The sequence below is a fragment of the Acinetobacter sp. YH12039 genome, from assembly GCF_013420015.1.
Lineage (GTDB): Bacteria > Pseudomonadota > Gammaproteobacteria > Pseudomonadales > Moraxellaceae > Acinetobacter > Acinetobacter amyesii.
In genome coordinates, this window is record NZ_VOZA01000007.1 from 121,408 (window position 1) to 144,887 (window position 23,480).

A 23,480-nucleotide genomic window follows, 5' to 3' on the forward strand; every position below is an offset into this window, starting at 1 on the left:
CCTTATAGTGACCACAACAGCGTGGCAGCAAATTCTTTGCATACGCTTCCGCCCAATATCTGGACAATTTATGAAAGCCTCGATCGACATTAGCCATGATAAAACCCTGTTGTGGCTTATGGCTGCTGCATGTGGTTTATGTGCGGGTGCCAATTATTATTGCCAACCTTTAGTGGCTTCTATCCAACAGAGCTTTCAAATTCCACAATCTGAAGTTGCGCTAACCGTCACCTTTGCGCAAATTTCTTATGCTTTGGGTCTACTGTTTATTGTGCCGATTGGCGATATTGTGAATAAAGCCAAATTTATTCCATTACTCATGCTTGGTGCGACTGTCGGTTTAGCCCTCTGTGCTTTTTCGACCAATCTATACATGCTTTGGGCAGGAACCATTATCACGGGGCTATTTTCAGTGGCTGCTCAGGTTCTTATCCCTTTGGTCACTGTTGCGATACGACCTGAAAAAATTGGGGCAGTTGTTGGCTTTTTAATGAGTGGGTTATTGGTCGGCATTCTGTTATCGACCAGTCTCTCTGGCTTATTGTCCTATCTGTTTCATTGGAAATCGATTTACATCCTCAGTGCGCTCTTGATGTTGGTATTAGCACTCTTACTCAAAAAACGTCTGCCCGTGGTCAGCATCACACGGATGCCCTACAGCCAAGTTTTCCAGTCAATGGGCGCATTACTCAAACATGAGCCACGGTTAATTTTCCGTTCTCTAATTGGAGGCTGTGTCTTTGCCGCGATGAGTATGCTGTTTTCCACCATTGCCATGTTACTGACTGAGCCACCTTTTCAATTGGCCGATGTTTGGGTCGGTGTTGTGACTTTAGTTGGTGTATTTGGTGCCCTATCGACACAGTGGATTGGGCGTTGGGCGGATTTGGGTTTCAACCGAAAATTAACTTGGCTCGGTTGCAGCATCTTGGCCCTCAGTTGGGGACTGCTGTATTTGGGTGGATCATCTATAGCTTTTTATATTTTGGGCTATGGTTTAATCAATCTAGGTTTGGCAATGGTGCATAGCTGTAATCAAAATATTATTTTCCAACTCAACCCGATTGCACGCTCTCGAATCAATTCAATTTACATGACTTTTTATTTTGTCGGTGGTGCATGTGGTTCAGCTTTGGGCGTATTTGCATGGCATCATGGCGGCTGGACCACCACCTGCATGACAGGAATTGCCTTAGTGATTGCTTCTGGTTTTTTTGTATTGATCGATCAACTCTATACTTCGCGGCAACTAAAATATCCACAATGAGAAGTATTCATCACCGCAATAAAGCCACAATAAGTGGCTTTATTTTTACAAATTAACTGACCTGCACCACAGGATAAAAGGGTTTGCCTAAATCCAAGGTTTCTGCATTTTCCAAAAGAATCACCATAAACACCGGTAAGAGTGCCAACAGTATTGTGCAGCCGTCTTGAAGCTGTTTCCGATTGACCGAACTTTTATAGGTCGCGCCGCCATGAACCATTTGATTGCGTAGCGTATACATGCGATTGAACAGCACCATTAAAATATCAACGGAATCTTTTTCTTTAAGCGCGTGCAGTACTTTTTGTTTTTCATGCGCCAAGCCCTCTTTGCATGCGTCATGGCTAATTTTTTGATTTTGATAATCCCAAAATCCCTGATAAACATAGGGATTATCCAAAAACAACCGTATCGGCTGACTAAAACGTTCCCATAAAATATTGTAGATTTTATGCTCTGCATCCTTTTGGCAGATCACATATAAAAACTGCCTTAAGCTTTGCTTGTCCTGCGCAATCTGTAAGTCTTGCGCATATATTGCGTTGAAGGACACCCACAAACTTATAAATTGCAAATCGAGATCATCTTGAAGATCAATTGACTTTTTCAGCCAACTTAAACCTCGATGAATGCGTAAATTAAATTGGTCGGTATGTTCCGACTTTTTACTTTTAAATATTTCTTCAAGTAGCATCATGCCTGCTAAATTCCAATGGATAATTCGTTTATTTTTCTACCATTTGAACTTAGCGCAATTGTTTACCGGCATGCAATCAAAATATCTCTGTATTCAACTATTTGGTCTCATCTTGTGTGAGATAGGTATAACGTTCTAAAAGACCATTTTCATCAAAAATCAATTCATAAGACATTTTCTTTCCATTAAAAACGGATTCGGCAGGTGTTCCGAAAAGCTCCCATAAACCCACAGTCGCCACATCTGCCGCACCATGCCAAAACGCACGCCCCACTTTACTGGCAGTCGAATAACCTTGGGTAAAGGTATAAATTTCATGGCGTTTGCCATTTTTATATTCAGAGGTGATCGGTGCGCCAAATTCAGCAATCACCAAGTTACGAGACAGCCCTTGTTGAATCATTTCGGTATTTTTCTTGTTTGGCTGCTTACTTGCCATGACAACTGAACAGCCTGTTGTGCCTGACAATGTGAAAACTAAAGCTATTCCTAAGCAGGTCTTTTTCATCATGTGGTATTCCCCAAATTCTTCAAATTTCTATTTTTAATTCTTGATTTTTGATTTTCATCTGCTGTTGATCTTAATTGTTTCTTTCATCTTTTTCATTTTTTTATACGACTATTCGTCTGATTTTTAGAATGATTAGCGCTTGAAAGATTCACATTTATGAAGGTTTCAGACTGAATAATGCTTTAAGTTAATTATTGTTTTGTTGGTGACGAATTCGGTGGAACAAACCAGTTTTTCCAAGAGCTACTATGGCGAGTTTCAATTGCAACGGTAGGGATGAGCTCTTGCTTCAGCATTTTTTCTTGACCGACGGCTTTCGCCAAACGCGCTTTGACCGAGTGTATACACTCACGGTCTTCAAACTCACAGCGGTCAAGGTTGGAGCCACCACAGGGTCCATTGGCTAATCCTTTGGGACAGGTTTCAGGACAAATATATAAGGTTTCACCTAAACGACATTGTCCGCAATTTTCACAGCCCACGATGCCATGTTTACTGATAAATTCTGTTTTCAGCAAGGCCGCATCAGCTTTCGGTTTTTGCCATAATTTGGCCGAAAAAATATAAGATCCCGCCCCTTTGGCCAGTTTTGAACTAAAAAATAACTCATGCATGACATGCATACTTTTATATTTCAAAACCTGTTCAACTGGAGCCTTATGGTTATTTGCGCCCGTCGGTTGGAAGTTCACCTCAACACTAGAGCGCCAAAGCATTTTCCATTTTGCTAAACATTGTTCAAACGTTAATGTGGCAAATTGCAGAATTGCTTTTTGCAACTTCTCTTGCTCTTCCACTTTATGGCAAGCTGATAAATGAACCCCTGCATAGCCCAAATGCTGACACATTAAAATTTGTAAAGCGCAGCGTGCATAGACATTTTGTTCAGCTTGTATGGCGTCAGTTTGCTGTTCTTGTTGCAAAAAATTCAATACATCTGCTGAAAGCACGATGCCTGCGACTTTTTGCTTGGCCATAAAGCGGGCACGGGCAAATGTCAGCGGCATGACACAAGCCAATACAGGCACACGTGGATAATATTGCTGCATATAGCGTTGGTAACTGCTCAACACATCCATGTCAAAGCCCAACTGTGTAATCACATAGTCAGCGCCAGCTTGAATTTTTTTATTCAGTTTAAAATACTGCGCATCCTTTTCTGCTTCTGCATATTTAAAAGGATTAAATGCTACCCCTAAATAAAACCCGCCATAGTCTTTGGCTGCCATGACTTGATTGACCGACTCTAAATAACGGCTCCGTAGAGTCGGATCATTTGCCCCATCCTGATGCTGCTTGAGTTTATCACCACTGAGCAAAAGTAAATTCTCTACCCCGTGCTGCTGAGCATCTTTCAGAAAAGTTTGAAAATCTGAGATATCTCGACCTTTCCCCGAATAATGCAGAATTTTTTCAATGCTTTGAGGGTAGTCTTGCATTGCTTCTAAAGGAGCAATATCCGTGTCACTTTGTACTCGGTCAGCCAATGTCATGCACACAGGAAAGCCTGCAAATGTCGTTGGGACCAGATGCGTTTTTTGCGTCGTTAGATATTCAAACGAGATACAAAACTGGCGTTGCAATAGATATTGGGAAAATAAAGACATAAAGGCAGGCAGTTAAATCTGCTGAGAAACCATACAATAAAGTTTATAAAATTATAGATTAATCACATAAAAATTTAAATTACTTAAGCCACACTTCCGACTTTTTCTAGCCTGACCTTGAATATGTCACGCTAGCAAGACCATGCCCCAAACCACAATTTATGCTAATATTGCGCGCGTCTTGAAATGCGGTTTTTTTCATCGTATTTCAGACAGCTTTTGGTATTTCTTCACCATTTTCCATTTCGTTCTTCCATCTTGTTCTTTTAAGGCGTGTTTTTTTAATGACTGATCTCCAACCCATTGAAAATAAACTTCAACCACGAATTAGTGTTGCGCCAATGATGGATTGGACGACTCGTGACTATCGTTTCTTTGCACGCTTGTTTAACCCTAATGTGATTCTCTACACCGAGATGGTCACCACAGGTGCGATATTATTTGGCGGTGCGAATCGTCATTTGGACTATAACAACGAAGAACACCCGATTGTGTTACAGCTTGGTGGTTCAAATCCCAAAGATTTAGCGACCTGTACCAAGATGGCACAGGACTGGGGCTATGATGAAGTAAACCTCAATGTCGGCTGTCCGAGTGACCGCGTTCAGAACAATAAAATTGGTGCATGCTTGATGGCAGAGCCTGATTTGGTGGCTGAATGTATTGCTGAAATGCGAAATGCTGTTGATATTCCAGTGACCGTGAAACACCGCATCGGGATTGATGACATGCAGTCTTATGAAGAAATGCTACATTTTGTCGATACCGTGGCAAAGACTGGCTGTGACAATTTTATCGTGCATGCGCGTATTGCCCTGCTGCAAGGTTTGTCGCCAAAAGAAAACCGTGATGTGCCACCTTTACGTTATGAAGATGTTTATCGTCTGAAACAAGACCGTCCAAATTTATTGATCGAAATTAATGGCGGGGTGAAAACCTTTGCTGAAACACAGCAACATTTACAACATGTTGATGGCGTGATGATTGGCCGTGAGGCTTATCACAACCCGTACTTATTGGCTGAGATCGGTCAGCTTTGGGATCTCGAACTACCCAACCGTTTCGATATTATCGATCAAATGCTGCCATATATTGCTAAACGCATGGAAGAAGGTGCGCCACTTTCTATCATTACCCGTCATATTTTAGGTTTATTCCAAAACCTACCGGGTGCTCGAAAATGGCGTCAGGCTTTAAGTGGTGGCAATGCCAAAACCTTTGCCGATGTGGAAAATGCCATCCAAAATATTAAGGATGCAATGCAACGTACAGAAGACTATTTACGTGATCATCCGAAAGTCGTTTTAGAAGAATAATCTTCTAAAAGTAAAAGCCCGCTATTTTGCGGGCTTTTTTATGCGTCATGCTTCACAAAGTACGTGTTTGGCAACATCGTCACAAATCATCAAAGCAATCACATCATCACTCAATGACTATTGACCGTAATGTTCCCCTTGGGAAAAGGCTCATCATAGCCAGTCCATTGATAATCTGATGGATCTTCTTCCTCACGCAAACCCACATAGCTCTCAGGCGCCGATGTAACAGGCTCAACCTCCTCGGTTGGCTGTTCCAATTCCTCAACCAAATGATTCAACTCTTGATCTAACTGCGCCTGATATTTTGCAATTTCAGCTTCGTCAATGAAGGCAAATTGTTCTTCATCTATTTTCCATGCATAGCCTTGCAGGTCTTTGTAAATATCGACCAAAACTGTATAAGGCTGACCATCGTATTGCAATGTCGCCTGAGCCTTAAAGCTTAATCCCTTACGCTCTAACACTTTTATATTTTGAATCCGTAAATGGTACTGCCGATAATCTGGATTCTGATCAAACTCGTGCTGCATCTGCTGCTCAATCTGCCGAGATAATTCATCTGTCGAGACAAAATAACTACAACCAGCCAAACTCAACAGTAAAAAAATGGTGAGCCATCGAAACATATTGCATCCCCCATGATGCATTTATTCTTGATGAAAAAGTCGGACCGATCACAGATTGCGATCCAAACATTCCTCATTGTTTGCTTCATAATAGCCAATAAAACACACAGTACAAGCCAAATTATCAAGATTTCTCAATTTTATATTTAATTTTGATATCAATCACTTAAATTGCATTTTTACTGTTTTAAAACACTGACAGCCTTGGTCTCTTGCTGACATATTTTTGTTGAAAATGACCATTTTGGTAGTAGTTTCCTAGCCGTCAAATTTTCAATATGAAACCGGTCCCCCTGTGATATCTTCAATAACGAGCCTTAAACAAAACATCTAAAAAGCGCCATAAAAAATCCCCGAACATTGCGGGGATTTTGAGGAATCAACTGAAATTATTCATCGTCCGTTTCAGGCTCATGATGTAGCGCATCATGTATGGCTTCCACCAATTGCTGTGCAATTTCTTGTTTTGACGCTTTCTCTAAATCACGCTTTTCCATTTGATATTGATCGGCGAAGAACACGGTCATGGCATTTTCGTCTGAAGCAAAGCCAATGTCTTTACGTGAGACATCATTGCACGCAATCATATCGAGTTTTTTCGCCACAAGTTTGCCTGCAGCATACTCCTCGACATTGCGTGTCTCGGCAGCAAATCCAACCATAAATGGACGTTTTGACTGCTGCGCAATCGTTGCAACGATATCTGGATTTTTAATTAAAGCCACATTGAGTTCATCGCCAGCTTTTTTGATTTTATGCTCTGCAACTTCTGCCACGCGATAATCCGCAACGGCTGCTGTTGCAATAAAAATATCACAGCCTTCATCCAACATTTGCAGACTGGTGTCTAACATTTTAATTGCAGACTGCACATTAATCCGTCGCACACCATTTGGCGTATCTAAACTGACAGGTCCTGCGATCAGCGTTACTTTAGCCCCAGCCGCATAACAAGCCGCTGCCAGTGCGAACCCCATTTTACCTGTGCTGTGGTTAGAAATATAACGCACAGGATCTATCGACTCGCGTGTAGGACCTGCTGTAATCGCCACATGTTTGCCTGCAAGCATGCCGAATTTTTCAGCAATAGCTCGCTGTGCTTGATGAAAATAGGCCGTTACTTGATCCGCCAAATCTTCTGGCTCAGGCATACGTCCTAAGCCCACATCTCCACAGGCTTGAGAACCGGCATCGGGCATGATCACATGTACGCCATCTTCAACCAGTGTATTTAAATTACGCTGTGTCGCTTTGGCTGCCCACATTTGCTGATTCATCGCAGGGGCAACCCAGACGGGTGCTTTTGTCGCAAGATAAAGTGTCGAAAGAAGATCATCTGCTAAACCCGCCGCAAATTTTGCCAGCGTGTCGCAACTTGCTGGAGCAACCAATACCAAATCAGCCCAACGTGCCAATTCAATATGCCCCATACCCGCTTCTGCTTCGGGATTGAGTAATTCGGTATGTACAGGGTTGCCTGAAAGCGCCTGAAATGTTAGCGGGGTCACAAAGGCTTGCGCGCCTTGAGTCATCACCACGCGCACATCAAATCCGGCATCTTTTAATCGACGGACAAGAATGGCACTTTTATAGGCTGCGATACCACCAGTGACACCTAAAAGAATATTTTTTGTGGGCATTACACTTAAATCAAAGCTCACGAACAGGCTACCTATCTGTTGCAGTGGCGCTCACAATAGCATTAAATATGCACTGACCCAACAATCTGCTGTGAAAAAGCCGATTGACTGATAATAAAAAAGTCTAAGAATAATGAATAATTCAATTAAAAATTGGCCTGAACAAGAGCGCCCACGTGAGCGCCTGATTCAAAAAGGCGCACAAAGTTTATCCGATGCTGAGCTACTGGCTATTTTCCTACGCTCTGGTTCCCAGCAGCACTCTGCTGTCGAACTTGCACGAGTCCTGATTCAACATTTTGGTCAGTTGCAAGCGCTAATGGATGCTTCACTTGAGGATTTACGCCAGTTTCATGGCATCGGAAACAGTAAATATGCGCAGCTCATGGCGGTAAAAGAACTCGGTAAACGCTATGTGAGTCAACATTTTCAAAATGAAGCCTTACACTTGCAACATTCTGAACAATTACAAAATTTTCTTCGCTTTGAATTTTTAGCGGAACGTCAAGAAGTCTTTGGCGTGCTCTGTCTAGATGCGCATTTAAGAAAAATAAACTTTAAAAAACTTTTTTATGGCAGCCTCAATACCTGTGAAATTTCCATCAATCAACTGCTGCGTTATGTCATTTCTGAACATGCCAGCAGTATTGTCATTGCACATAATCATCCTTTCGGTCGTGCAGAACCTTCTGCTGCCGATCTTGAATTGACTCGACTCATTCAGCAGGCTTGTCAGCTGGTGGAAATTCGACTGATCGATCATTGCATTATCTCAACAGAAGGGAGTTTTTCCTTTGCTGAACATGGCTTGCTCCAAGCACACTCATCTGCATGAAACAGTTATTGACAAGTGCTTGAGCAAACCCGAAGATCATCATAATTTTTTAAAACTAGAAATTATCATTCGAACATGATCGTCCGTGACCAACCGAGTATTTTTAAACTGCTATTTTCTTGGCGAGGAACGATTTTACCTAAGGTTTTACCGCCGCTCGGGATCGTTATGTTGCTGTCTGCCATTGTGGGCGGCTTATCCTATGTCGATATCTTCCATTTTACCGAATTTCCTTTGGTCGGCTTTACCCTAATTGGTGTCGTGCTGTCGATTTTCTTGGGCTTTAAAAACTCAGCCTGCTATGACCGTTGGTGGGAAGCTCGGCGTTTATGGGGCATTTTGATTGCCAACGCGCGACATTTTGACCGTGACTGCCGTTTACTCAGTCAAGGCCGTCGTGAACGTGTGATTCAACATGTGATCGTCTTTGCCAACGTTTTACGTGACCGACTCCGCCATCAAACTGCCAATCCCACAGAACTGGTTGAAACCAGCGGCATGAGCGCGAATGCCATCACCCAACTATACCAACAAGCCAATGCACCGCAGTACACGTTGAGTTTGATTCAATGGGAGCTGATGCAAGCGCTTAAAGATGGTGAAATTTCAGATATTATTTATACCCAGATGAATCAGCATGTGATGGAGCTCAGCACCGTACAAACCGGCTGTGACCGTATTGCCACTACGCCATTACCGTTTGCGTATTCAGTCTTGCTGAATCGAACCGTTTATTTTTTCTGTTTTGTCTTACCCTTTAGCTTGGGTTCTACTTTAGGCCTTGCGACCCCCCTTTTGGTCGGGATTTTGGCCTATACCTTTTTAGGCTTAGATGCGCTGAGTTCTGAGATTGAAGAGCCCTTTGGTACACAAAGTAATGACCTTCCATTGGACTCGATGGTGCGTACTATTGAAATTGAACTTCTTGGAACTTTAGGAAAACCCACCCCACCACCGATTCAAGCTAAAGATCATAATTTATTATAATTGGTATGCGTTTCGCCTGAATGCACGGATCGCATTCAGATCCATGATCCATACAACACCCATAATAAGGAAAAATCATGAAAATAAAAAAACGGATTTTCACTTATAAGCCACAACCGATTCTGCATCCTTGCAAAGCGCTTGCTGTGATTTTCATGTTCGTTGTGTTGCTGTTTAGCATCGCATTACTCCTAGCATGGCAAGGCATATTATTCACATCATGGCAAAGCAATTGGCAATTCTTATTCCTGATGAGTGCTCTATTTGTCATCAGTATATTTCGTGACAAATCGCAAAGAATCAAATTTCCATTTTGGATTCAACAGCATTTGATTGATCCCAAATTGGCTTTGGATTTAAAAGAACACGCCTTACGCAGTTCAGATGCTGTGATTGTGGATTATCGAGAGGTCCGTGAACATTGGTGGCAAGGCAAACAGCAACAATTGCTCTTAAAGCTCAATGAACTTGAAGAGGCGAAATGGTTTAGCGTCGATCTCCATCAAGTCTTTGCGAGTACTTTGTTTTTAAACATTCATGTGCAATTGAATTCTGCCCTCATTGGGCAACAGATTTGGGTGCATTATTTGGCACGTACGCGCACCATCGTGCAGTTATATGCGCATGATCAGCTTGATGATTTTCATCAAATGAAAAACTACTTTGCCATGCCCTATACGGGGAATATCTATTTTGAGCAGATTCCAACACGGCTTACGTTGGATTTACCTTATTTATCGGAAATTCATGCCGTTCGTGAAGAAGATCAACCCGGTTATCTCCTCAAACTGAAAACTAGTTATGGGCAGAGCTATCGTATCAGTTCACAGGCACGGCATTTTGATAAACTCGAATTGGCACTCTCAAGCGCCATTGATTTTATTCCTTATCGCAATTTTAAACATCAACCTACCATGCAATCTGCCTTGCTGACCAAGAGGCATCCTCAACGCGTGACAAGTCTACTGTTGTGCATAATCGCCATCAGTGTTTTTATCATCGCGTTTTTGTTCAAGGCATGGTTCTGGGCATGCGTTGCCGTGGGCTGCCTCTATCTGCTTTACCGTAACATTCAGCATTATCGAACTTCACCGTTTATCGAAGATCCTGATGTCAATGTGACTTAAAACTGTCCCAGATTCCAACTTGCCCTTCTTTCACTCGAGGGATGTTGCCGAGTTTGATCCATGGCATATTGTCACCATGAAAATCACTCCCAACAGAAACTTTTAAGTTAAAGGCAGCAATCATACGATCCACCATTTGACGAGTCGATAATGGCTCAATTGCCGGTGGTAATTCCACCGCATCGCCGCCCGCTTCTGCAAAGATTTCGATCAAATAACGAATATTGGTCGCAGATAAATCATAACGCGTCGGATGCGCCAACACTGCAAAGCCACCACTGGCATGAATCACCTCAATGGTTTCAGCAAGACTCGGACCTTCAAATTTTACAAAGGCTTTTTTGCCTTCTTTAATATATTTATCAAAAGCTTGTTGTGGACGTGAAACTACCCCCTTTTCCACCAAAGTTTTGGCAATATGCGTGCGTGTCACCCGATCTGGTATATGGTCGACTTTAGCAATCACATCGCTATAAATATCTTGACCAATTAACGGTATCAGTAAGTCACAAATCTGCCGAGCACGTTCCGCTCGAATACGCTTTTGATCCATCAATAAGGCTTGTATGGGCGCAGGATTTTGCATATTTAAAGCGACGATATGCACACCATAACTTTTTTTGGTCGCAGGTCTCGACCACTGGCTGGAAATCTCCACGCCAGAGATTAATTGCAGCTTTAATTCATGCGCGACCTGCTCTGCTGCCAACAATCCGTCCATCGTATCGTGATCAGTCAAAGCCAGCGTATGAATTCCAATAGCACTTGCGGCCTGCACCAAAGCCTCTGGTGACAAAGTACCATCAGAAATATTACTGTGTGTATGTAAATCTACGCCTTGCATCTCTATACTATGTCATTTATTTGATCAGATTTAGATACTCTAACATGAAAGCACTTTTAGACTTTGTGCCACTCATTATTTTCTTTTATTTATATAAAACTGTAGATCCAAAAGATACGCAGCACCCATTATTACAATTGATTGGTTCTGCTGGGGGTGTCGATAACAATAACATTCTTGTGGCAACATCAGGTCTCATCATTTCCATGCTTGTGGTTTATGGTGCATTGTTTGTCATGCAAAAATTCCGTCTAGATAAACAACAATGGATTGTGTTGTTCATGACCGTGATTTTTGGTGGTATTACCCTGATGCTAAGCGATGATTTTTATATTCGTTTAAAAGCCGTTTTACTAAACTTGGTATTTGCTGGCGCGTTTTTACTTTCTCCACTATTTAGTAAAGATAAGAAACCACTCATCGAACGTTTATTTGGTCCAGTCTTAAATTTAACCGCTGTCGGTTGGAAACGATTGAACTATGCATGGGCTGCAATGTTCGTGGTGATGTCATGTTTACACACCTTTTTCGCTTATTTGTTTGCAGACGGAAAATATTGGGGTGAATTCACTGCTTTTGGTGACATGATCGTGATGTTTTCCTTTATCATTATTCAGTTTATTGTATTACGTAAATACTTTAAGACCTCAGAATAATCCATTCGGTCAAAAATCAGGAAAAGTCATGCCATTATTCGTCGTAAGCTGTACAGATAATGAAGGTACAGTAGAAAAGCGCCTTGCAGTTCGCCCTCAACATCTTGAACGTCTACAAAAACTTGATGATGAAGGTCGTCTGATTGTTGCAGGTGCGATGCCTAAAGATCCGGCAAACCCACAAGCTGGTTTTTATGGCAGTACGATCATTGTCGATTTTGATAGTCGTGAAGCCCTAGACCAATGGTTGGCAGATGAACCTTTCCTCAAAGAAGGGGTTTATGGCCAAATTGATGTCAAACCATTTAACAAAGCATTTCCTAAAGGATAAGGTTCATGCGCGTCGTTGTTTCTAGTTTAATGGGCTTATCTTTAATTTGTTCAACTGCATGGGCTGAAGAACCGGCTCCTGCACCTGCTGTAGCCCCTGCTGCTCAAGCAACGACTGCAACACCTCCTCCCAATCCTGTGCCGCATACTATTCCTGCCAATAAACCGGGCATCATTAAAGTGGCGGCAACCGTCAATCCCAATGGTCAACCTCAAAATGCGAATCCATTGACCATTGAGCAATTGGCAAAAAATAAAGCGCTACAAGATGCCAAAGTCAAAGCAATGGTCAAAGACCAATCTGTACGCTTACAACAGTTAGAAAAAGCTAACCTTGAAGCCTTGGCGCAAAACCAAGAATTACAACTTAAAAATGATAGCTTGGGCGTACAAGTACAAGTGCTACAAAGTGAACGTAGTGCGCAGATGTTTTTATATGGTGGGACCACGCTTGGTGTTGGCGTGATTTTAGGTTTCTTATTGGCCAGTTACGTCTATACCAAACGTCGTCGTCAATGGTAATTCGTTTTTCTACTTCAATTTAAAGGTTGCTTGAGTTTTGTCAGGTGCAATTCAGACTGCCGATCTCGATTGGCAAATGATCGATGGCATTGATATTCCAGTGTCTAAACAGTTTGGTGATGTGTATTTTTCGAAGGACAACGGCCTACTCGAAACACGTCATGTGTTTTTAAAAGGGAATGACCTCGACACTCGCCTTGCGGCACTGACTGATTTTGAATATTTCAATGTCGGCGAAACAGGTTTTGGTACAGGCTTAAATATTTTGGCCTTGTGGCAATTATGGCAACAGGTTCGTCCAGATAATCACAGTCATCTACATGCTATTTCTGTAGAAAAATTCCCTTTATCTAAAGTAGACCTCATTCGTGCATTAAATGCATGGCCTGAATTACAACCTTTGGCACAGCAACTGATTGCGCAATATCCTGAACCTATTGCGGGATGTCATCGACTCAATTTTCCAGAAGAACGTTTTTCAATTGATCTTTGGTTAGGCGATGCACACGACGTGTTTCCGGTCATGGCAAAAACTGCTACGGTCAATGCATGGTTCTTGGACGGTTTTGCACCCGCCTGTAATCCTGACATGTGGGAAGAAAACGTACTCAAAAATATCGTGCGTCTATCAGACATTGGGACGACCTTCTCCTCATTTAGTGTGGCAGGTGTACTGAAACGCGGCCTACGTGAGCATGGTATTACCATTACACGACCTCGTGGCTTTGCTCATAAGCGTGAAATGCTCAAAGCCTTTTGGCTCGCACCTGAAAGATCAGATGATCAATCCGAAGTTGCTAACCTTCCCACTTTAGACGAAAAAAAAAATTCTGAAATCACTGTAGGTCATAAGCCCCGTCAAATCGCGATTATTGGCGCTGGCATAGCTGGTTTGAGCTGTGCTTGGGCATTTGCTCAACGCGGGCATCAAGTGCGTATTTACGAGAAATCAGCACCACTCAGCGGTGGATCGGGTAATCCTCTTGCCCTACTCAACCCTAAACTCTGTCCAATTGAACAAAGTGCTGAACATTTGATGACCCTGAGTTGGTTATATGCGCTCAAGCATTATCAAAACTTCAAGGCATTTCGTCCCTTACAGATTCACCAATCTATTTTAAAAAATAAAGCAGAACACCTAGATTTAGCTCAAGCTTATCCTTCAGAGGTATTAGCTGCTGAAGAAGGCACGCTAAATCAATTAGCCTCAACATATCCAACCCTGCTCCTCAAACAAGCAGGCGCAGTCAGTCCACATCAGCTTCGTGACCAAATCTTGGCACATCCACACATTGAATTGTTACAAGCAGATATTCAACGCATTGAGCAACAACAAAATGGCGTTGCGCTATTTACACAGGATCAGCAGCTTCCATCTGCCGAGCATGTCATTCTCTGTGCGGCACGTGACAGTATGCAGCTACAAACAGATTATCCAGAGCTGCGTGCCATTCGTGGACAAGTCAGTTGGTTGAACAACCCCGCTCAACAAATGGATATGCATACCGCCTATAGTTATGGGGGCTATTGTATGCAACTGGATGCCGAACAGATGATTATGGGCGCGTCATTTTATCCCGGCCGTGATGACACCGACGTTCTCACAGAAGATCATGTGCATAACTATGAACTTATCCACAGTGTATTCCCCGACTTTGCCAAAACCTTAGCACCGATTGAGCAATGGCAAGGACGTGCCGCAATTCGCGCACAGACAAAAGACTTTTTCCCGGTAATTGGTGCAGTCCATGAAGATCAGCACATTTATAGCTGTAGTGGACTCGGTTCTAAAGGTTTCCTGTATGCCCCGCTCTGTAGTGAAATCATTGCCGCGCTGGTCTTAAAAGAAGCCTGCCCTATTCCAACACAGCTACTCGATAAAATTCATGCAGCACGTTTTATACGACGCGCCAAAGCTAAACAAAAAACTAAGAAGCCTTATTTTCAGGGTCAGATGCCGTCATCTCCACCTCAAAAAAATAACCTGCAATAAAAAAGCGCCTTTCGGCGCTTTTTTTGATTCGATCTCATTTCCCTTGTTCCAAAGGAAGACCGGCATCACGAGCAGCACGCGTGCCGCCCATTAAGATTACATATTCACGTGAGCTGTCAAAACCCTCTAGTAACTCTGCTGCACGTGGAGCTTTACTTCCGCCACCACATAAAATGTAAATGGGTTGATCCGTTGACACCTGAGTCAGTGCATCTGATGACAATGCGTTGATCGGTCGGTTAACTGCACCTTTCACATGTGCTTCAGCATAAGCACTTGCATCGCGAACATCCCAGATAATCGAGTCTTCTGGGAACTCAAATGTTGTAATTTCTTGTTTACGGATCATTGCACACTCCTTTTGATGTAAACAACACTTGGCAAATGAAGAAAACATCCCTAGCATCTCAGATATTCTTTCCCTTTGTAAAGGTCTAATCTATGCCTTCTTTTGATATTGTTTCCGAATTAGAAGTTTTTGAAGTAAATCATGCAGTTCAAAACACGCAAAAAGAAATAGCGACGCGTTTTGACTTCCGTGGTCAAGACGTTTCAATTGAGTTAAATGAGAAAAATAAGGAAATCAAAATCTCAACAGAAAGCGATTTCCAATGTGAGCAAGTGTATACCATGCTCGAAAATCATTTCTTCAAACGTAAAGTTGACATTCAAGCACTCGATCCACAAAAAATGACCGCTTCTGGTAAAAACGTCATTCAAGTGATCAAACTAAAAGACGGTCTTGACTCTGATACTGCAAAAAAAATCAATAAAGCCATTAAAGAAAGCGGCATTAAAGTGCAATCTTCTATTCAAGGCGACAAAATTCGTGTGACTGACAAGAAACGTGACACTTTGCAACAAGTGATGGCGTTCTTAAAAGAGCAACAGTTTGGTGTGCCGCTTCAATTTAACAACTTTAAAGATTAAGGCAGCACAACTGCCATTGAGGTCAATATGGCACGTCCAAATCGTCTAAATAAACTGGTCAAAGCAAGCTCTAAATTACCCAAAGGTATTCAAAGTCGTTTGCTCAGTCGAGCTTTTGGTCGTGTCGTGCCCATGGTTGGAACGGCTAAAATCCAATATCAACATGTCAGCCCTGAGCGTGTTGAGGTGAGCATCGCCAATCATAAGGCGATGCAAAACCATATCGGGCAAGTACATGCCTGTGCCATGGCGCTGATCGCAGAAACAGCCACAGGTTTTGTCACAGCAATGAACGTCCCTGATAGCGCCATTGTCCTAATTAAAAGTTTCAAAGTTGATTTTAAACGTCCAACCCAAGGTGGGATGAAAGCCATCGCAACGCTTACACCCGAACAGCAACGACAAATGCAAAGCACAGAAAAAGGTGAAACCTTAGTACAGGTCTTAGTCACCGATGAATCTGGTGAAGCACCGATTCAATGTGAAATGCTTTGGGCGTGGGTGGCAAAATCCGCTCTGAAAAATAAATAAATGTAAATAAAACTTACTTTTAGGTAAGTATAAGTTTTACCAAATTTCAGCAAAATCAAGACTGTTTTTTATTATTTATACGCCGTAATTCCGCTCAATATGCTTGCACGACACAAATATATTGAGCACTTTATGAAAAAAATCATTCCCCTTTCACTCATCAGCCTGGTGGTGTTTTTAACTGCATGTCAAAGTACTATTCCTGCAACGCCAACGACTCCAACACAAACAGCTGAAAGCAATATTCAAACCAGCCAAGCAGCGGAAAATAAGAAAATCGTGATTGATTTTTATGAAGGTGTCTTTCTTAAACATCAGGTTAAGACATATGCTGACCGATATATTGGCAATCAATATATTCAACATAATCCGCATGTACCTGATGGCAAAGCGCCTTTTGTCGATTATTTCATCCAGTATTTTAAACAAAATCCTGAAGCAAAAAACCAGATCAAACGTGCCGCTGCCGAAGGTGATTTGGTCTATTTACATGTGCACTCTACGCAGAATAATCAAGACCGTGGAGAAGCGATTATTGATATCTTCCGTGTTGAAAATGGCAAGATCGTCGAACATTGGGATGTGCAACAAAGCATTCCTGAAACCAGTGCCAACTCAAACACGATGTTCTAATTTCTCAGTCACTATTCATAAAAAAGCCACTCGATTGAGCGGCTTTTTTTTTGCGTCTAACTTTAATTAAGCTTGATCTGCAGCAAATTTAGCTTTTGCATCCGCAGGAATTTGACGCTTAGCACCTTTCACATCCACAGCGACAAATGTAAACACACCTTCGGTTACGCGAATTGGATCACGTGAACTGTCGTGACTATCCCAAACTTCAATCTGCATTTGGATAGAGGTATTACCCACTTTTAAAATTTTGGTATATACACTGATGACATCCCCGACTTTCACTGGAACGAGGAAGGTCATTTGGTTAATTGAAATCGTTGCACAGCGTCCTTGACTGAAACGCTCTGCGTGAATTGCACCGGCCAAGTCCATTTGTGACACGATCCAACCACCGAAAACATCACCACTCCAGTTGGTGTCTGCAGGCATCGCGATGGTTTGTAGGGAAAGCGTTCCTTCAGGTTTTACATGAGTTTCTGACACTTTAGCTCCTGGCGCTGACATTTATTGAGGTAAATTTAACTGCTGGTTGAGCCATTGTTGTAACTCACCAGCACGCATTGCACCGCTTATTCTAGCAATTTCGTTGGTTTTATTCATCAAAACCAGTGTAGGAATACTACGAACATTAAATGCACCGCTCAATCGAGGGTTTGCTTCGGTATCAATTTTGGCAAAAACCACCTTCGGATTAGATTTTGCAACTTGTGCAAAGTGTGGCGCCATCATCTTACATGGTCCACACCATTCAGCCCATAAATCAATCAGCACAGGTAAATCACTATTGCTAATAAAATTTGCAAAGTTCTTTTCATTCAACTCGATGGGCGCCAATGGAATCAATGCTTGATGACATTGACCACATGCAGGTCCAACTTCGAGTTTTTCTTCAGGTACACGGTTTTTTGCACCACATTCAGGACACACAACGATCATTTAGCTGACTCCAACATGTTGATGTAAAAATTCTAATTGGGTTGCCATGGCTTTTTCAAACCATTGCCCATGATAAATATCAAAATGTTGCATTTCCCACTCATAATATTGCACATACGGTGCAATATTGGTCGCAGTTTCTCGGCTTGATTCGATGGGAATCAAACTATCTTCTTTTGCCGCAATAAAAAGTACAGGTATGCTAATTTTCCGGACATCCAAAATTGGACGATAACGGATTAACTTAAAAAAGGCCCGAGCCGGAATTTCGCCACTCCAATAAAAATCAGGATTTACAATCGATAAGTAGCCCGCATAACTATCTTCAGACTGTAAAAAACACAATCGATGTGGATCAACTACAGGTAAAGTCGTTGGACTCATCCCAACTTTAGACCCCATATAGTCCTGACTCGATAATTTTAACGCTTTGGGTAATTGCTGTAAGGGATACAATTTTGCACTTTCAGCGCCGTCGACAAATGGAACTTGTACCATCACCGCTTTAATATTTTTAAGCTCTGCCGCCAAACTAAGTACATAGCCACCACTGAGTGATGTCCCCCATAATACAATGCGTCTTGAATCAATCGATTTACGCTGCTGTAAATGATCGATCATGGTCCGCCAATCTTCAAGTTGTGCCTTCAGGTTTACTAACTCTCGCGGACGCCCTGTACTGCCCCCCCAATAGCGATAATCAAACAATACGACAGCATAGCCCGCTTGTACAAAGCGCTTGGCATATTGCACTAATTTAAACTGGCGTAATGCCGCCAAACCATGTGCCATGAGAATGACTGCAGGTTTTTCAACAGATTTTGGACGATAAAAGTCAGCAGCTATAACATCTTGTCCGCTTTTGACATACAGTGGTTCGACTGTATAGGCGTGCATACGCGCTCCATTGCGTTATTTTATGGTTGCAATCGCTTATAAAAATTTAAGAACATTCTGCTCAAGTTTGTGCTTAATGCTATCATAAAGCATAAATCTATGAATTAAATTATGGAGTGACTCAATGAGCGAAAATGTTGGTTTTGCAGGTCAAATCGGCCCAGAACATGTAGCGCAAGTGGTTGAAAAAGGCTTTAAATCGATTATCAATAACCGCCCTGACATGGAAGGTGGTCCTGAGCAACCAACCAGTGCTCAAATTGAAGAAGCAGCACGTACCGCTGGTTTAGACTATGTTCATCAACCGGTTGTTGCGGGTCAAATTTCTGAGCTAGATGTCCGTAACTTTGCTAATCATTTTAATGAATTGCCAAAGCCAGTACTCATGTTCTGCCGTACAGGTAACCGTTCAAATAACCTATATCAACTAGCAAAACAGATGGATCTTTTGGATGACTAAACCCATCCTCAAATATGCATTTTGCTGTATTCTGATCTGTAGCAGTATCCCGCTGAGTCACGCTCAAAACGATGTTCAGACTTTAAATACCAAAGTCAGTGTTGCAGGTCAGATGAATGCTGCCAAATTTTCACAGTTGATGCGGCAAGGTTTTAAATCTGTGATTGTGAACCGCCCTGATCAAGAGATGGGTAATGCAGTCAAGGTGAGTGAATTACGCAATATCGCGGAAAAATCCCAGATCAGTGTGATTTATCAACCTGTCAACAGCGGTAAAATTTCTCAAACAGACATTCTTGAATTCGCTAAATATTATAATGAGCTTCCAAAACCCATTCTGATGATTTGCCGTAGTGGCGCTCGTTCTAGTGCGTTATTTCATCAGGCAAAATCTCAAGGTTTGTTGCATGAATAAAGTTTTATTGGTGGTGATGTGTGTCTTGCTTCTGAGTGCTTGTAGTTCTATGCAAGTACGCCCGACGGTGGGTGTGAGTGTGGGGACTTCTCTTTAATTTTTAAATTGAAATCCCCCATAAAAAACAGCGCCGAAGCGCTGTTTTTTTTATTATTCCCCATCAGAACAATTTAACGATGTTCCATACGGACTTTCCAAATTTGGTGCAATACCATTTTCAATATCTACATCACTGATTAAGTAGCTTAAGCCAAGACTAGTAGAACCATTTATTGATTTACCACTCACAATCGAGTTCGCAAGAATTTGAATATTTAAATATTCTGCATAAATTTTAGGATATTGAATTTTTAAATCAAAGCGTCCATTTGCATCTGTTGTATATTTATTATCAGTAGCGGGTTGATCCTCTGCATTAATAAAAGAAACAACCTGAACTGTCTGTCCTTGCTTCACAGGCTGTAATTGATCAATCTGCTTACCATCAATGTTTACTTTTGTAATTGGAGAAAAACATTGTGTTATTACATCAGGAAGATACTTATCAACCTTACCATCTGGGGGAAGATCTGTATCAAAAAAATTATAATTCCCTTTGTTATAACTTAAAGCATTAACTCCCATTACCACATCTTGATTTGGTAAAGGTTTCCCATCAACATCAGTTACATGTACAGAAATATTTTTGTAATAGTAAACACCTGATGCTGAGTCTTCAATTTTTGTTGGATTATACAAAACAGAAATAGCACCAACAGGCTTAGGAACAGTAGAGCTTACTACATCTAATTTATATGTATAAACTTGAGTTGATTGACCAAAATTAGCTTCTAGCACTAAATCATCTTTGATGAACTGCTCTGCACTATAATCTTTCACTCTTTGCGATTCACTGAAAGATAGCGTATACGTAATTTTCCCATTGCTATCTGTTTGAGTAGCATTTGGTGTGAACTTGACGCCATTTAGAGACGAATTTTTGACTTTTAATGATATAGCTTGATTAGATAAAGTAGCTCCATTAGCATCAACAGCCGTTAAAGTTACTGTTGTTTGATCCCCTCGAACATTGAGTGATGTTTTAGTCGCATCAAACAGAACAATACTTGTAGTATCAGAACCATTGTTAGTATCAGCACCTGTGACAGAAATTGTTTGTTCTTGGCTTAATGCACCGTTATTTGTTTTAGCTATAATTTTAAAACCATTTTTAATCAAATCAGTCAATGTTGTCGACGTACTTGGAGTCGCTAATACATATACAGCATTTCCAGATTCATTAGTTTTTTGCACAGCTACACTTAAATTACTAACATTATTCGTTGAATCAACAATCATTAAAGTAATATTAGCATCTGGTACTCCCCCTTTGTTTTCATCAAGGGCTCTAACCGTAACAGTAAGTTGACCATTTGTCGCAGCCATAGACAATTTGTCTAATTCAATTTTTAATGCAGACGCAACAACAGCTTGCTCAACAGTCTCACTATCTTCAATTTTATCAGTATCAGCAGCATTGTTATCATAATAACCACCGCCACCACAGCCAGCCAATAAAACTGCTAAAGCCACAGCCGAAAATTTCAAACTAATTTCTTTCTTTTTCATTGAGTTATTCCCCAAATCCCTCTAAAACTATGAGTTAATCAAACATATAATTAATATTGTCAGATATGTAACCATAGTTACTGCTTTATGTAAATAAAAGCATGATAAATGTTTTGCTTGTGTTAGCCTAAATTTATTTATTACATGCAGTAGCTCACAAATGTACGACCTCATTATTATTGGTGCAGGCACCGCAGGCATTAGCGCCTATAAAGAAGCGATTAAATACACCCAAAACCTACTCATCATCAATCACGGTCCATGGGACACCACCTGTGCCCGTGTTGGTTGTATGCCTAGCAAAGTCCTCATCTCTAGTGCCAATCGCATGCACGACATTCAACATGCACAAGAAGTTGCACTCACGGTAGATGCAAAAATTGATACATCCCAAATCATGACGCACGTACGTCAATTACGTGATCGTTTTACCCGTGCCACACAAAAAGATGTAGATCGTTGGGAAGCATCCCATAAGATTTCAGGCTTTGCGACTTTCATAGATGCCCATACAATTCAAGTGAATGGACAGCAATATCAGGCAAAAGCTTTTATTGTTGCAGTCGGTTCTACTCCTGCTTATGACCAAGCCTGGAAAGAAAACTTAGGCGAACGCTTAATCACATCAGATCAAATTTTTGAATTAGAACAACTCCCTAAATCAGTCGCAGTTATTGGAAGTGGCGTCATCGCTTTGGAATTAGCGCAGGCTTTAACACGCCTCAATGTAAACACCACAGTTTTTGCACGTAGTCGAAAAATTGGCTCACTGAGTAGCCCTATATTGCAAAAGCTCGCACAGGAAGAATTAAGTAAAGAGTTAAAGCTAAAGTTTGAAATTTTACCTGAACATTATTCTATTGAAGGAGATCTAGTTCATTTAACCTATACTGAAGAAAACGTACAGAAGACACTACAAGTTGACTATGTATTAGCTGCAACTGGCAGACGTACATTATTAAATACCTTAAGTTTAGAACGTATAAGTGCCGAATTTAAAGATTTAAAAAATTTGCCAATCAATCCAGATACAAAGCAGCTAGCCGATTATCCAATTTTTATCGTCGGTGATGCACATACCAATACCCCTATCCAACACGAAGCAGCTCATGAAGGCAAGTTTGCTGTACAAAACTATTTAAATTTTCCACAAACTAAATCCATCAAGACGCTAACACCTCTAGGCATCTTATTTTCTACACCACAAATGGCAACCATTGGGCAAAGCTATAAGCATCTACAAGATAAAAACATAGAATTCGTCATTGGTTACGTTTCTTATGAAAAACAAGGTCGTGCGATTGTTGCTGCTAAAAATAAAGGGGCTGCCGAAGTATATGTGGATACAATTAACCATACACTATTAGGAGCTGAGCTATTCTGTGCAGAAGCTGAACATTTAGCACATTTGCTAGCTTGGATGATTTCAGAAGAACTAAGCATACATGAAATTTTGGATAAACCTTTCTATCATCCAACTTTAGAAGAAGGGTTAAGAACAGCATTAAAGCATGCACGACGTCAGTTAAGATAATTTTATCATTCTATGTAAACTTATAGCGTTGGATATCCAACGCTTAATTTCCGTATCCCCCTCTATCCTTTTTCCTTTCCCTTTTTCTTTTTCCCCACGCATAAAAAAACACCCCCTGAGATATCAGGGGGTGTTTCGAATAATGAGCTGGCGATGACTTACTCTCACATGGGTAACCCCACACTACCATCAGCGCTAAGAGGTTTCACTTCTGAGTTCGGGAAGGGATCAGGTGGTTCACTCTTGCTATTGTCGCCAGCACAACTGTTATGGATACTTGCTTAGTCTAATCTCAGAGCAGTGCTCTTCGTGCTAAGTTTTCTACCAAATGAGTTATTAACAGAAGTACTTGAGTTAATTTAAGGTGTTCATTTTATCTAGCTTTTCAACTAAATCAAGTTTGATTGATTATATGTGAATCAATTGATGCTTTACATACAACTGTTTGGGTGTTGTATAGTCAAGCCTCACGAGCAATTAGTATTGGTCAGCTTCATGCGTCACCGCACTTCCACATCCAACCTATCAACGTCGTAGTCTTCAACGGCTCTTTAGTGGACATAAAGTCCAAG

General features: G+C 41.4%; 26 protein-coding genes and 2 rRNA genes. 15 read left to right on the top strand and 13 right to left on the bottom strand.

All coding sequences use genetic code 11. The annotated features are described in order from the left end of the window. Positions 1 to 70 precede the first annotated feature (70 nt). Complete coding sequence (locus tag FTT98_RS05570; RefSeq protein ID WP_180008993.1) at positions 71 to 1,267, top strand: MFS transporter; 1,197 nt, start codon at positions 71 to 73, stop codon at positions 1,265 to 1,267. A 52-nt stretch (positions 1,268 to 1,319) separates the two neighbouring features. Here the strand turns inward: FTT98_RS05570 and FTT98_RS05575 are convergent, their stop codons facing one another. The 3 genes from FTT98_RS05575 to FTT98_RS05585 form a co-directional block, all read right to left on the bottom strand. After that, positions 1,320 to 1,964: a HEPN domain-containing protein gene (locus FTT98_RS05575; RefSeq protein WP_180022580.1), complete on the bottom strand. Its 645-nt coding sequence runs from the start codon at positions 1,962 to 1,964 to the stop codon at positions 1,320 to 1,322. A gap of 97 nt (positions 1,965 to 2,061) precedes the next feature. Further along, positions 2,062 to 2,472 (bottom strand): hypothetical protein, encoded by a 411-nt coding sequence (locus FTT98_RS05580; protein WP_180010992.1) that lies wholly within the window; start codon positions 2,470 to 2,472, stop codon positions 2,062 to 2,064. Positions 2,473 to 2,666: 194 nt separating this feature from the next. Beyond that, positions 2,667 to 4,082: a methylenetetrahydrofolate reductase C-terminal domain-containing protein gene (locus tag FTT98_RS05585; RefSeq protein WP_180177128.1), complete on the bottom strand. Its 1,416-nt coding sequence runs from the start codon at positions 4,080 to 4,082 to the stop codon at positions 2,667 to 2,669. A gap of 284 nt (positions 4,083 to 4,366) precedes the next feature. Between FTT98_RS05585 and dusA the strand changes: the two genes are divergently transcribed. Further along, positions 4,367 to 5,398: a tRNA dihydrouridine(20/20a) synthase DusA gene (gene dusA, locus FTT98_RS05590; RefSeq protein ID WP_180063972.1), complete on the top strand. Its 1,032-nt coding sequence runs from the start codon at positions 4,367 to 4,369 to the stop codon at positions 5,396 to 5,398. A gap of 110 nt (positions 5,399 to 5,508) precedes the next feature. On the opposite strand, the gene FTT98_RS05595 is transcribed toward dusA, so the two are convergent. Both FTT98_RS05595 and coaBC read right to left on the bottom strand, forming a co-directional pair. After that, the gene (locus FTT98_RS05595) at positions 5,509 to 6,027 is read right to left on the bottom strand and encodes an Asp-tRNA(Asn)/Glu-tRNA(Gln) amidotransferase subunit GatC (protein ID WP_180026766.1); all 519 of its coding nucleotides are present in this window, start codon (positions 6,025 to 6,027) and stop codon (positions 5,509 to 5,511) included. 389 nt (positions 6,028 to 6,416) lie between these two features. Further along, positions 6,417 to 7,688: a bifunctional phosphopantothenoylcysteine decarboxylase/phosphopantothenate--cysteine ligase CoaBC gene (gene coaBC / locus FTT98_RS05600; RefSeq protein ID WP_180063973.1), complete on the bottom strand. Its 1,272-nt coding sequence runs from the start codon at positions 7,686 to 7,688 to the stop codon at positions 6,417 to 6,419. Positions 7,689 to 7,800: 112 nt separating this feature from the next. Here coaBC and radC point away from each other — a divergent pair, with 112 nt between their 5' ends. The 3 genes from radC (at position 7,801) to FTT98_RS05615 (ending at position 10,616) form a co-directional block, all read left to right on the top strand. Then, positions 7,801 to 8,502: a DNA repair protein RadC gene (gene radC, locus FTT98_RS05605; RefSeq protein ID WP_180177129.1), complete on the top strand. Its 702-nt coding sequence runs from the start codon at positions 7,801 to 7,803 to the stop codon at positions 8,500 to 8,502. Between the two features lie 75 nt (positions 8,503 to 8,577). After that, positions 8,578 to 9,489 (top strand): bestrophin family protein, encoded by a 912-nt coding sequence (locus FTT98_RS05610; RefSeq protein WP_078191309.1) that lies wholly within the window; start codon positions 8,578 to 8,580, stop codon positions 9,487 to 9,489. Between the two features lie 77 nt (positions 9,490 to 9,566). Then, complete coding sequence (locus FTT98_RS05615) at positions 9,567 to 10,616, top strand: hypothetical protein (protein ID WP_111885438.1); 1,050 nt, start codon at positions 9,567 to 9,569, stop codon at positions 10,614 to 10,616. Here the strand turns inward: FTT98_RS05615 and FTT98_RS05620 are convergent. Continuing rightward, the gene (locus tag FTT98_RS05620) at positions 10,603 to 11,460 is read right to left on the bottom strand and encodes a PHP domain-containing protein (RefSeq protein ID WP_180177130.1); all 858 of its coding nucleotides are present in this window, start codon (positions 11,458 to 11,460) and stop codon (positions 10,603 to 10,605) included. The two genes, FTT98_RS05615 and FTT98_RS05620, sit on opposite strands and share 14 nt — an antisense overlap. Before the next feature lie 44 nt (positions 11,461 to 11,504). Here FTT98_RS05620 and FTT98_RS05625 point away from each other — a divergent pair, with 44 nt between their 5' ends. From FTT98_RS05625 to mnmC, 4 genes are read left to right on the top strand one after another with little or no spacing between them, the layout of a single operon-like run. Continuing rightward, positions 11,505 to 12,116, top strand: a complete 612-nt coding sequence (locus tag FTT98_RS05625; protein WP_078191311.1) for an inner membrane-spanning protein YciB — start codon at positions 11,505 to 11,507, stop codon at positions 12,114 to 12,116. Between the two features lie 28 nt (positions 12,117 to 12,144). Next, positions 12,145 to 12,447 carry a YciI family protein gene (locus FTT98_RS05630; RefSeq protein ID WP_078191312.1) on the top strand — a complete coding sequence of 101 codons (303 nt, stop codon included), beginning with the start codon at positions 12,145 to 12,147 and terminating at the stop codon, positions 12,445 to 12,447. Between the two features lie 5 nt (positions 12,448 to 12,452). After that, on the top strand, positions 12,453 to 12,968 hold the full coding sequence (locus FTT98_RS05635) for a hypothetical protein (protein ID WP_180177131.1): 516 nt from the start codon (positions 12,453 to 12,455) through the stop codon (positions 12,966 to 12,968). A 37-nt stretch (positions 12,969 to 13,005) separates the two neighbouring features. Continuing rightward, positions 13,006 to 14,961: an FAD-dependent 5-carboxymethylaminomethyl-2-thiouridine(34) oxidoreductase MnmC gene (mnmC, locus tag FTT98_RS05640; protein ID WP_180177132.1), complete on the top strand. Its 1,956-nt coding sequence runs from the start codon at positions 13,006 to 13,008 to the stop codon at positions 14,959 to 14,961. Positions 14,962 to 14,995: 34 nt separating this feature from the next. Here the strand turns inward: mnmC and FTT98_RS05645 are convergent, their stop codons facing one another. Beyond that, complete coding sequence (locus tag FTT98_RS05645) at positions 14,996 to 15,310, bottom strand: rhodanese-like domain-containing protein (RefSeq protein ID WP_078194202.1); 315 nt, start codon at positions 15,308 to 15,310, stop codon at positions 14,996 to 14,998. A 92-nt stretch (positions 15,311 to 15,402) separates the two neighbouring features. Between FTT98_RS05645 and FTT98_RS05650 the strand changes: the two genes are divergently transcribed. The 3 genes from FTT98_RS05650 (at position 15,403) to FTT98_RS05660 (ending at position 17,055) form a co-directional block, all read left to right on the top strand. After that, positions 15,403 to 15,891, top strand: a complete 489-nt coding sequence (locus FTT98_RS05650) for a YajQ family cyclic di-GMP-binding protein (RefSeq protein ID WP_078194203.1) — start codon at positions 15,403 to 15,405, stop codon at positions 15,889 to 15,891. Between the two features lie 27 nt (positions 15,892 to 15,918). Next, positions 15,919 to 16,422 carry a DUF4442 domain-containing protein gene (locus FTT98_RS05655; RefSeq protein ID WP_180012065.1) on the top strand — a complete coding sequence of 168 codons (504 nt, stop codon included), beginning with the start codon at positions 15,919 to 15,921 and terminating at the stop codon, positions 16,420 to 16,422. Between the two features lie 132 nt (positions 16,423 to 16,554). Next, complete coding sequence (locus FTT98_RS05660; protein WP_180004621.1) at positions 16,555 to 17,055, top strand: ester cyclase; 501 nt, start codon at positions 16,555 to 16,557, stop codon at positions 17,053 to 17,055. Positions 17,056 to 17,121: 66 nt separating this feature from the next. Here FTT98_RS05660 and FTT98_RS05665 read toward each other — a convergent pair whose 3' ends face one another. From FTT98_RS05665 to FTT98_RS05675, 3 genes are read right to left on the bottom strand one after another with little or no spacing between them, the layout of a single operon-like run. Beyond that, positions 17,122 to 17,541 (bottom strand): acyl-CoA thioesterase, encoded by a 420-nt coding sequence (locus FTT98_RS05665; RefSeq protein WP_078191328.1) that lies wholly within the window; start codon positions 17,539 to 17,541, stop codon positions 17,122 to 17,124. A 21-nt stretch (positions 17,542 to 17,562) separates the two neighbouring features. After that, positions 17,563 to 17,994, bottom strand: a complete 432-nt coding sequence (trxC, locus tag FTT98_RS05670) for a thioredoxin TrxC (protein ID WP_078191319.1) — start codon at positions 17,992 to 17,994, stop codon at positions 17,563 to 17,565. Further along, positions 17,995 to 18,891, bottom strand: a complete 897-nt coding sequence (locus FTT98_RS05675) for an alpha/beta hydrolase (RefSeq protein ID WP_078191320.1) — start codon at positions 18,889 to 18,891, stop codon at positions 17,995 to 17,997. A 124-nt stretch (positions 18,892 to 19,015) separates the two neighbouring features. Between FTT98_RS05675 and FTT98_RS05680 the strand changes: the two genes are divergently transcribed. Together FTT98_RS05680 and FTT98_RS05685 are read left to right on the top strand one after the other, a co-directional pair. Continuing rightward, positions 19,016 to 19,351, top strand: a complete 336-nt coding sequence (locus FTT98_RS05680) for a TIGR01244 family sulfur transferase (RefSeq protein WP_111885430.1) — start codon at positions 19,016 to 19,018, stop codon at positions 19,349 to 19,351. Then, complete coding sequence (locus FTT98_RS05685) at positions 19,344 to 19,766, top strand: beta-lactamase hydrolase domain-containing protein (RefSeq protein WP_180177133.1); 423 nt, start codon at positions 19,344 to 19,346, stop codon at positions 19,764 to 19,766. The genes FTT98_RS05680 and FTT98_RS05685 overlap by 8 nt, the downstream gene beginning before the upstream one ends. 150 nt (positions 19,767 to 19,916) lie before the next feature. On the opposite strand, the gene FTT98_RS05690 is transcribed toward FTT98_RS05685, so the two are convergent. Next, positions 19,917 to 21,374 carry an Ig-like domain-containing protein gene (locus FTT98_RS05690; protein WP_180177134.1) on the bottom strand — a complete coding sequence of 486 codons (1,458 nt, stop codon included), beginning with the start codon at positions 21,372 to 21,374 and terminating at the stop codon, positions 19,917 to 19,919. A gap of 160 nt (positions 21,375 to 21,534) precedes the next feature. Between FTT98_RS05690 and FTT98_RS05695 the strand changes: the two genes are divergently transcribed. Further along, on the top strand, positions 21,535 to 22,908 hold the full coding sequence (locus FTT98_RS05695; protein WP_180177135.1) for a dihydrolipoyl dehydrogenase: 1,374 nt from the start codon (positions 21,535 to 21,537) through the stop codon (positions 22,906 to 22,908). A 145-nt stretch (positions 22,909 to 23,053) separates the two neighbouring features. Here the strand turns inward: FTT98_RS05695 and rrf are convergent. Together rrf and FTT98_RS05705 are read right to left on the bottom strand one after the other, a co-directional pair. Then, positions 23,054 to 23,168, bottom strand: a 5S ribosomal RNA gene (gene rrf / locus FTT98_RS05700). A 196-nt stretch (positions 23,169 to 23,364) separates the two neighbouring features. Then, positions 23,365 to 23,480, bottom strand: a 23S ribosomal RNA gene (locus FTT98_RS05705); the annotation flags it as partial.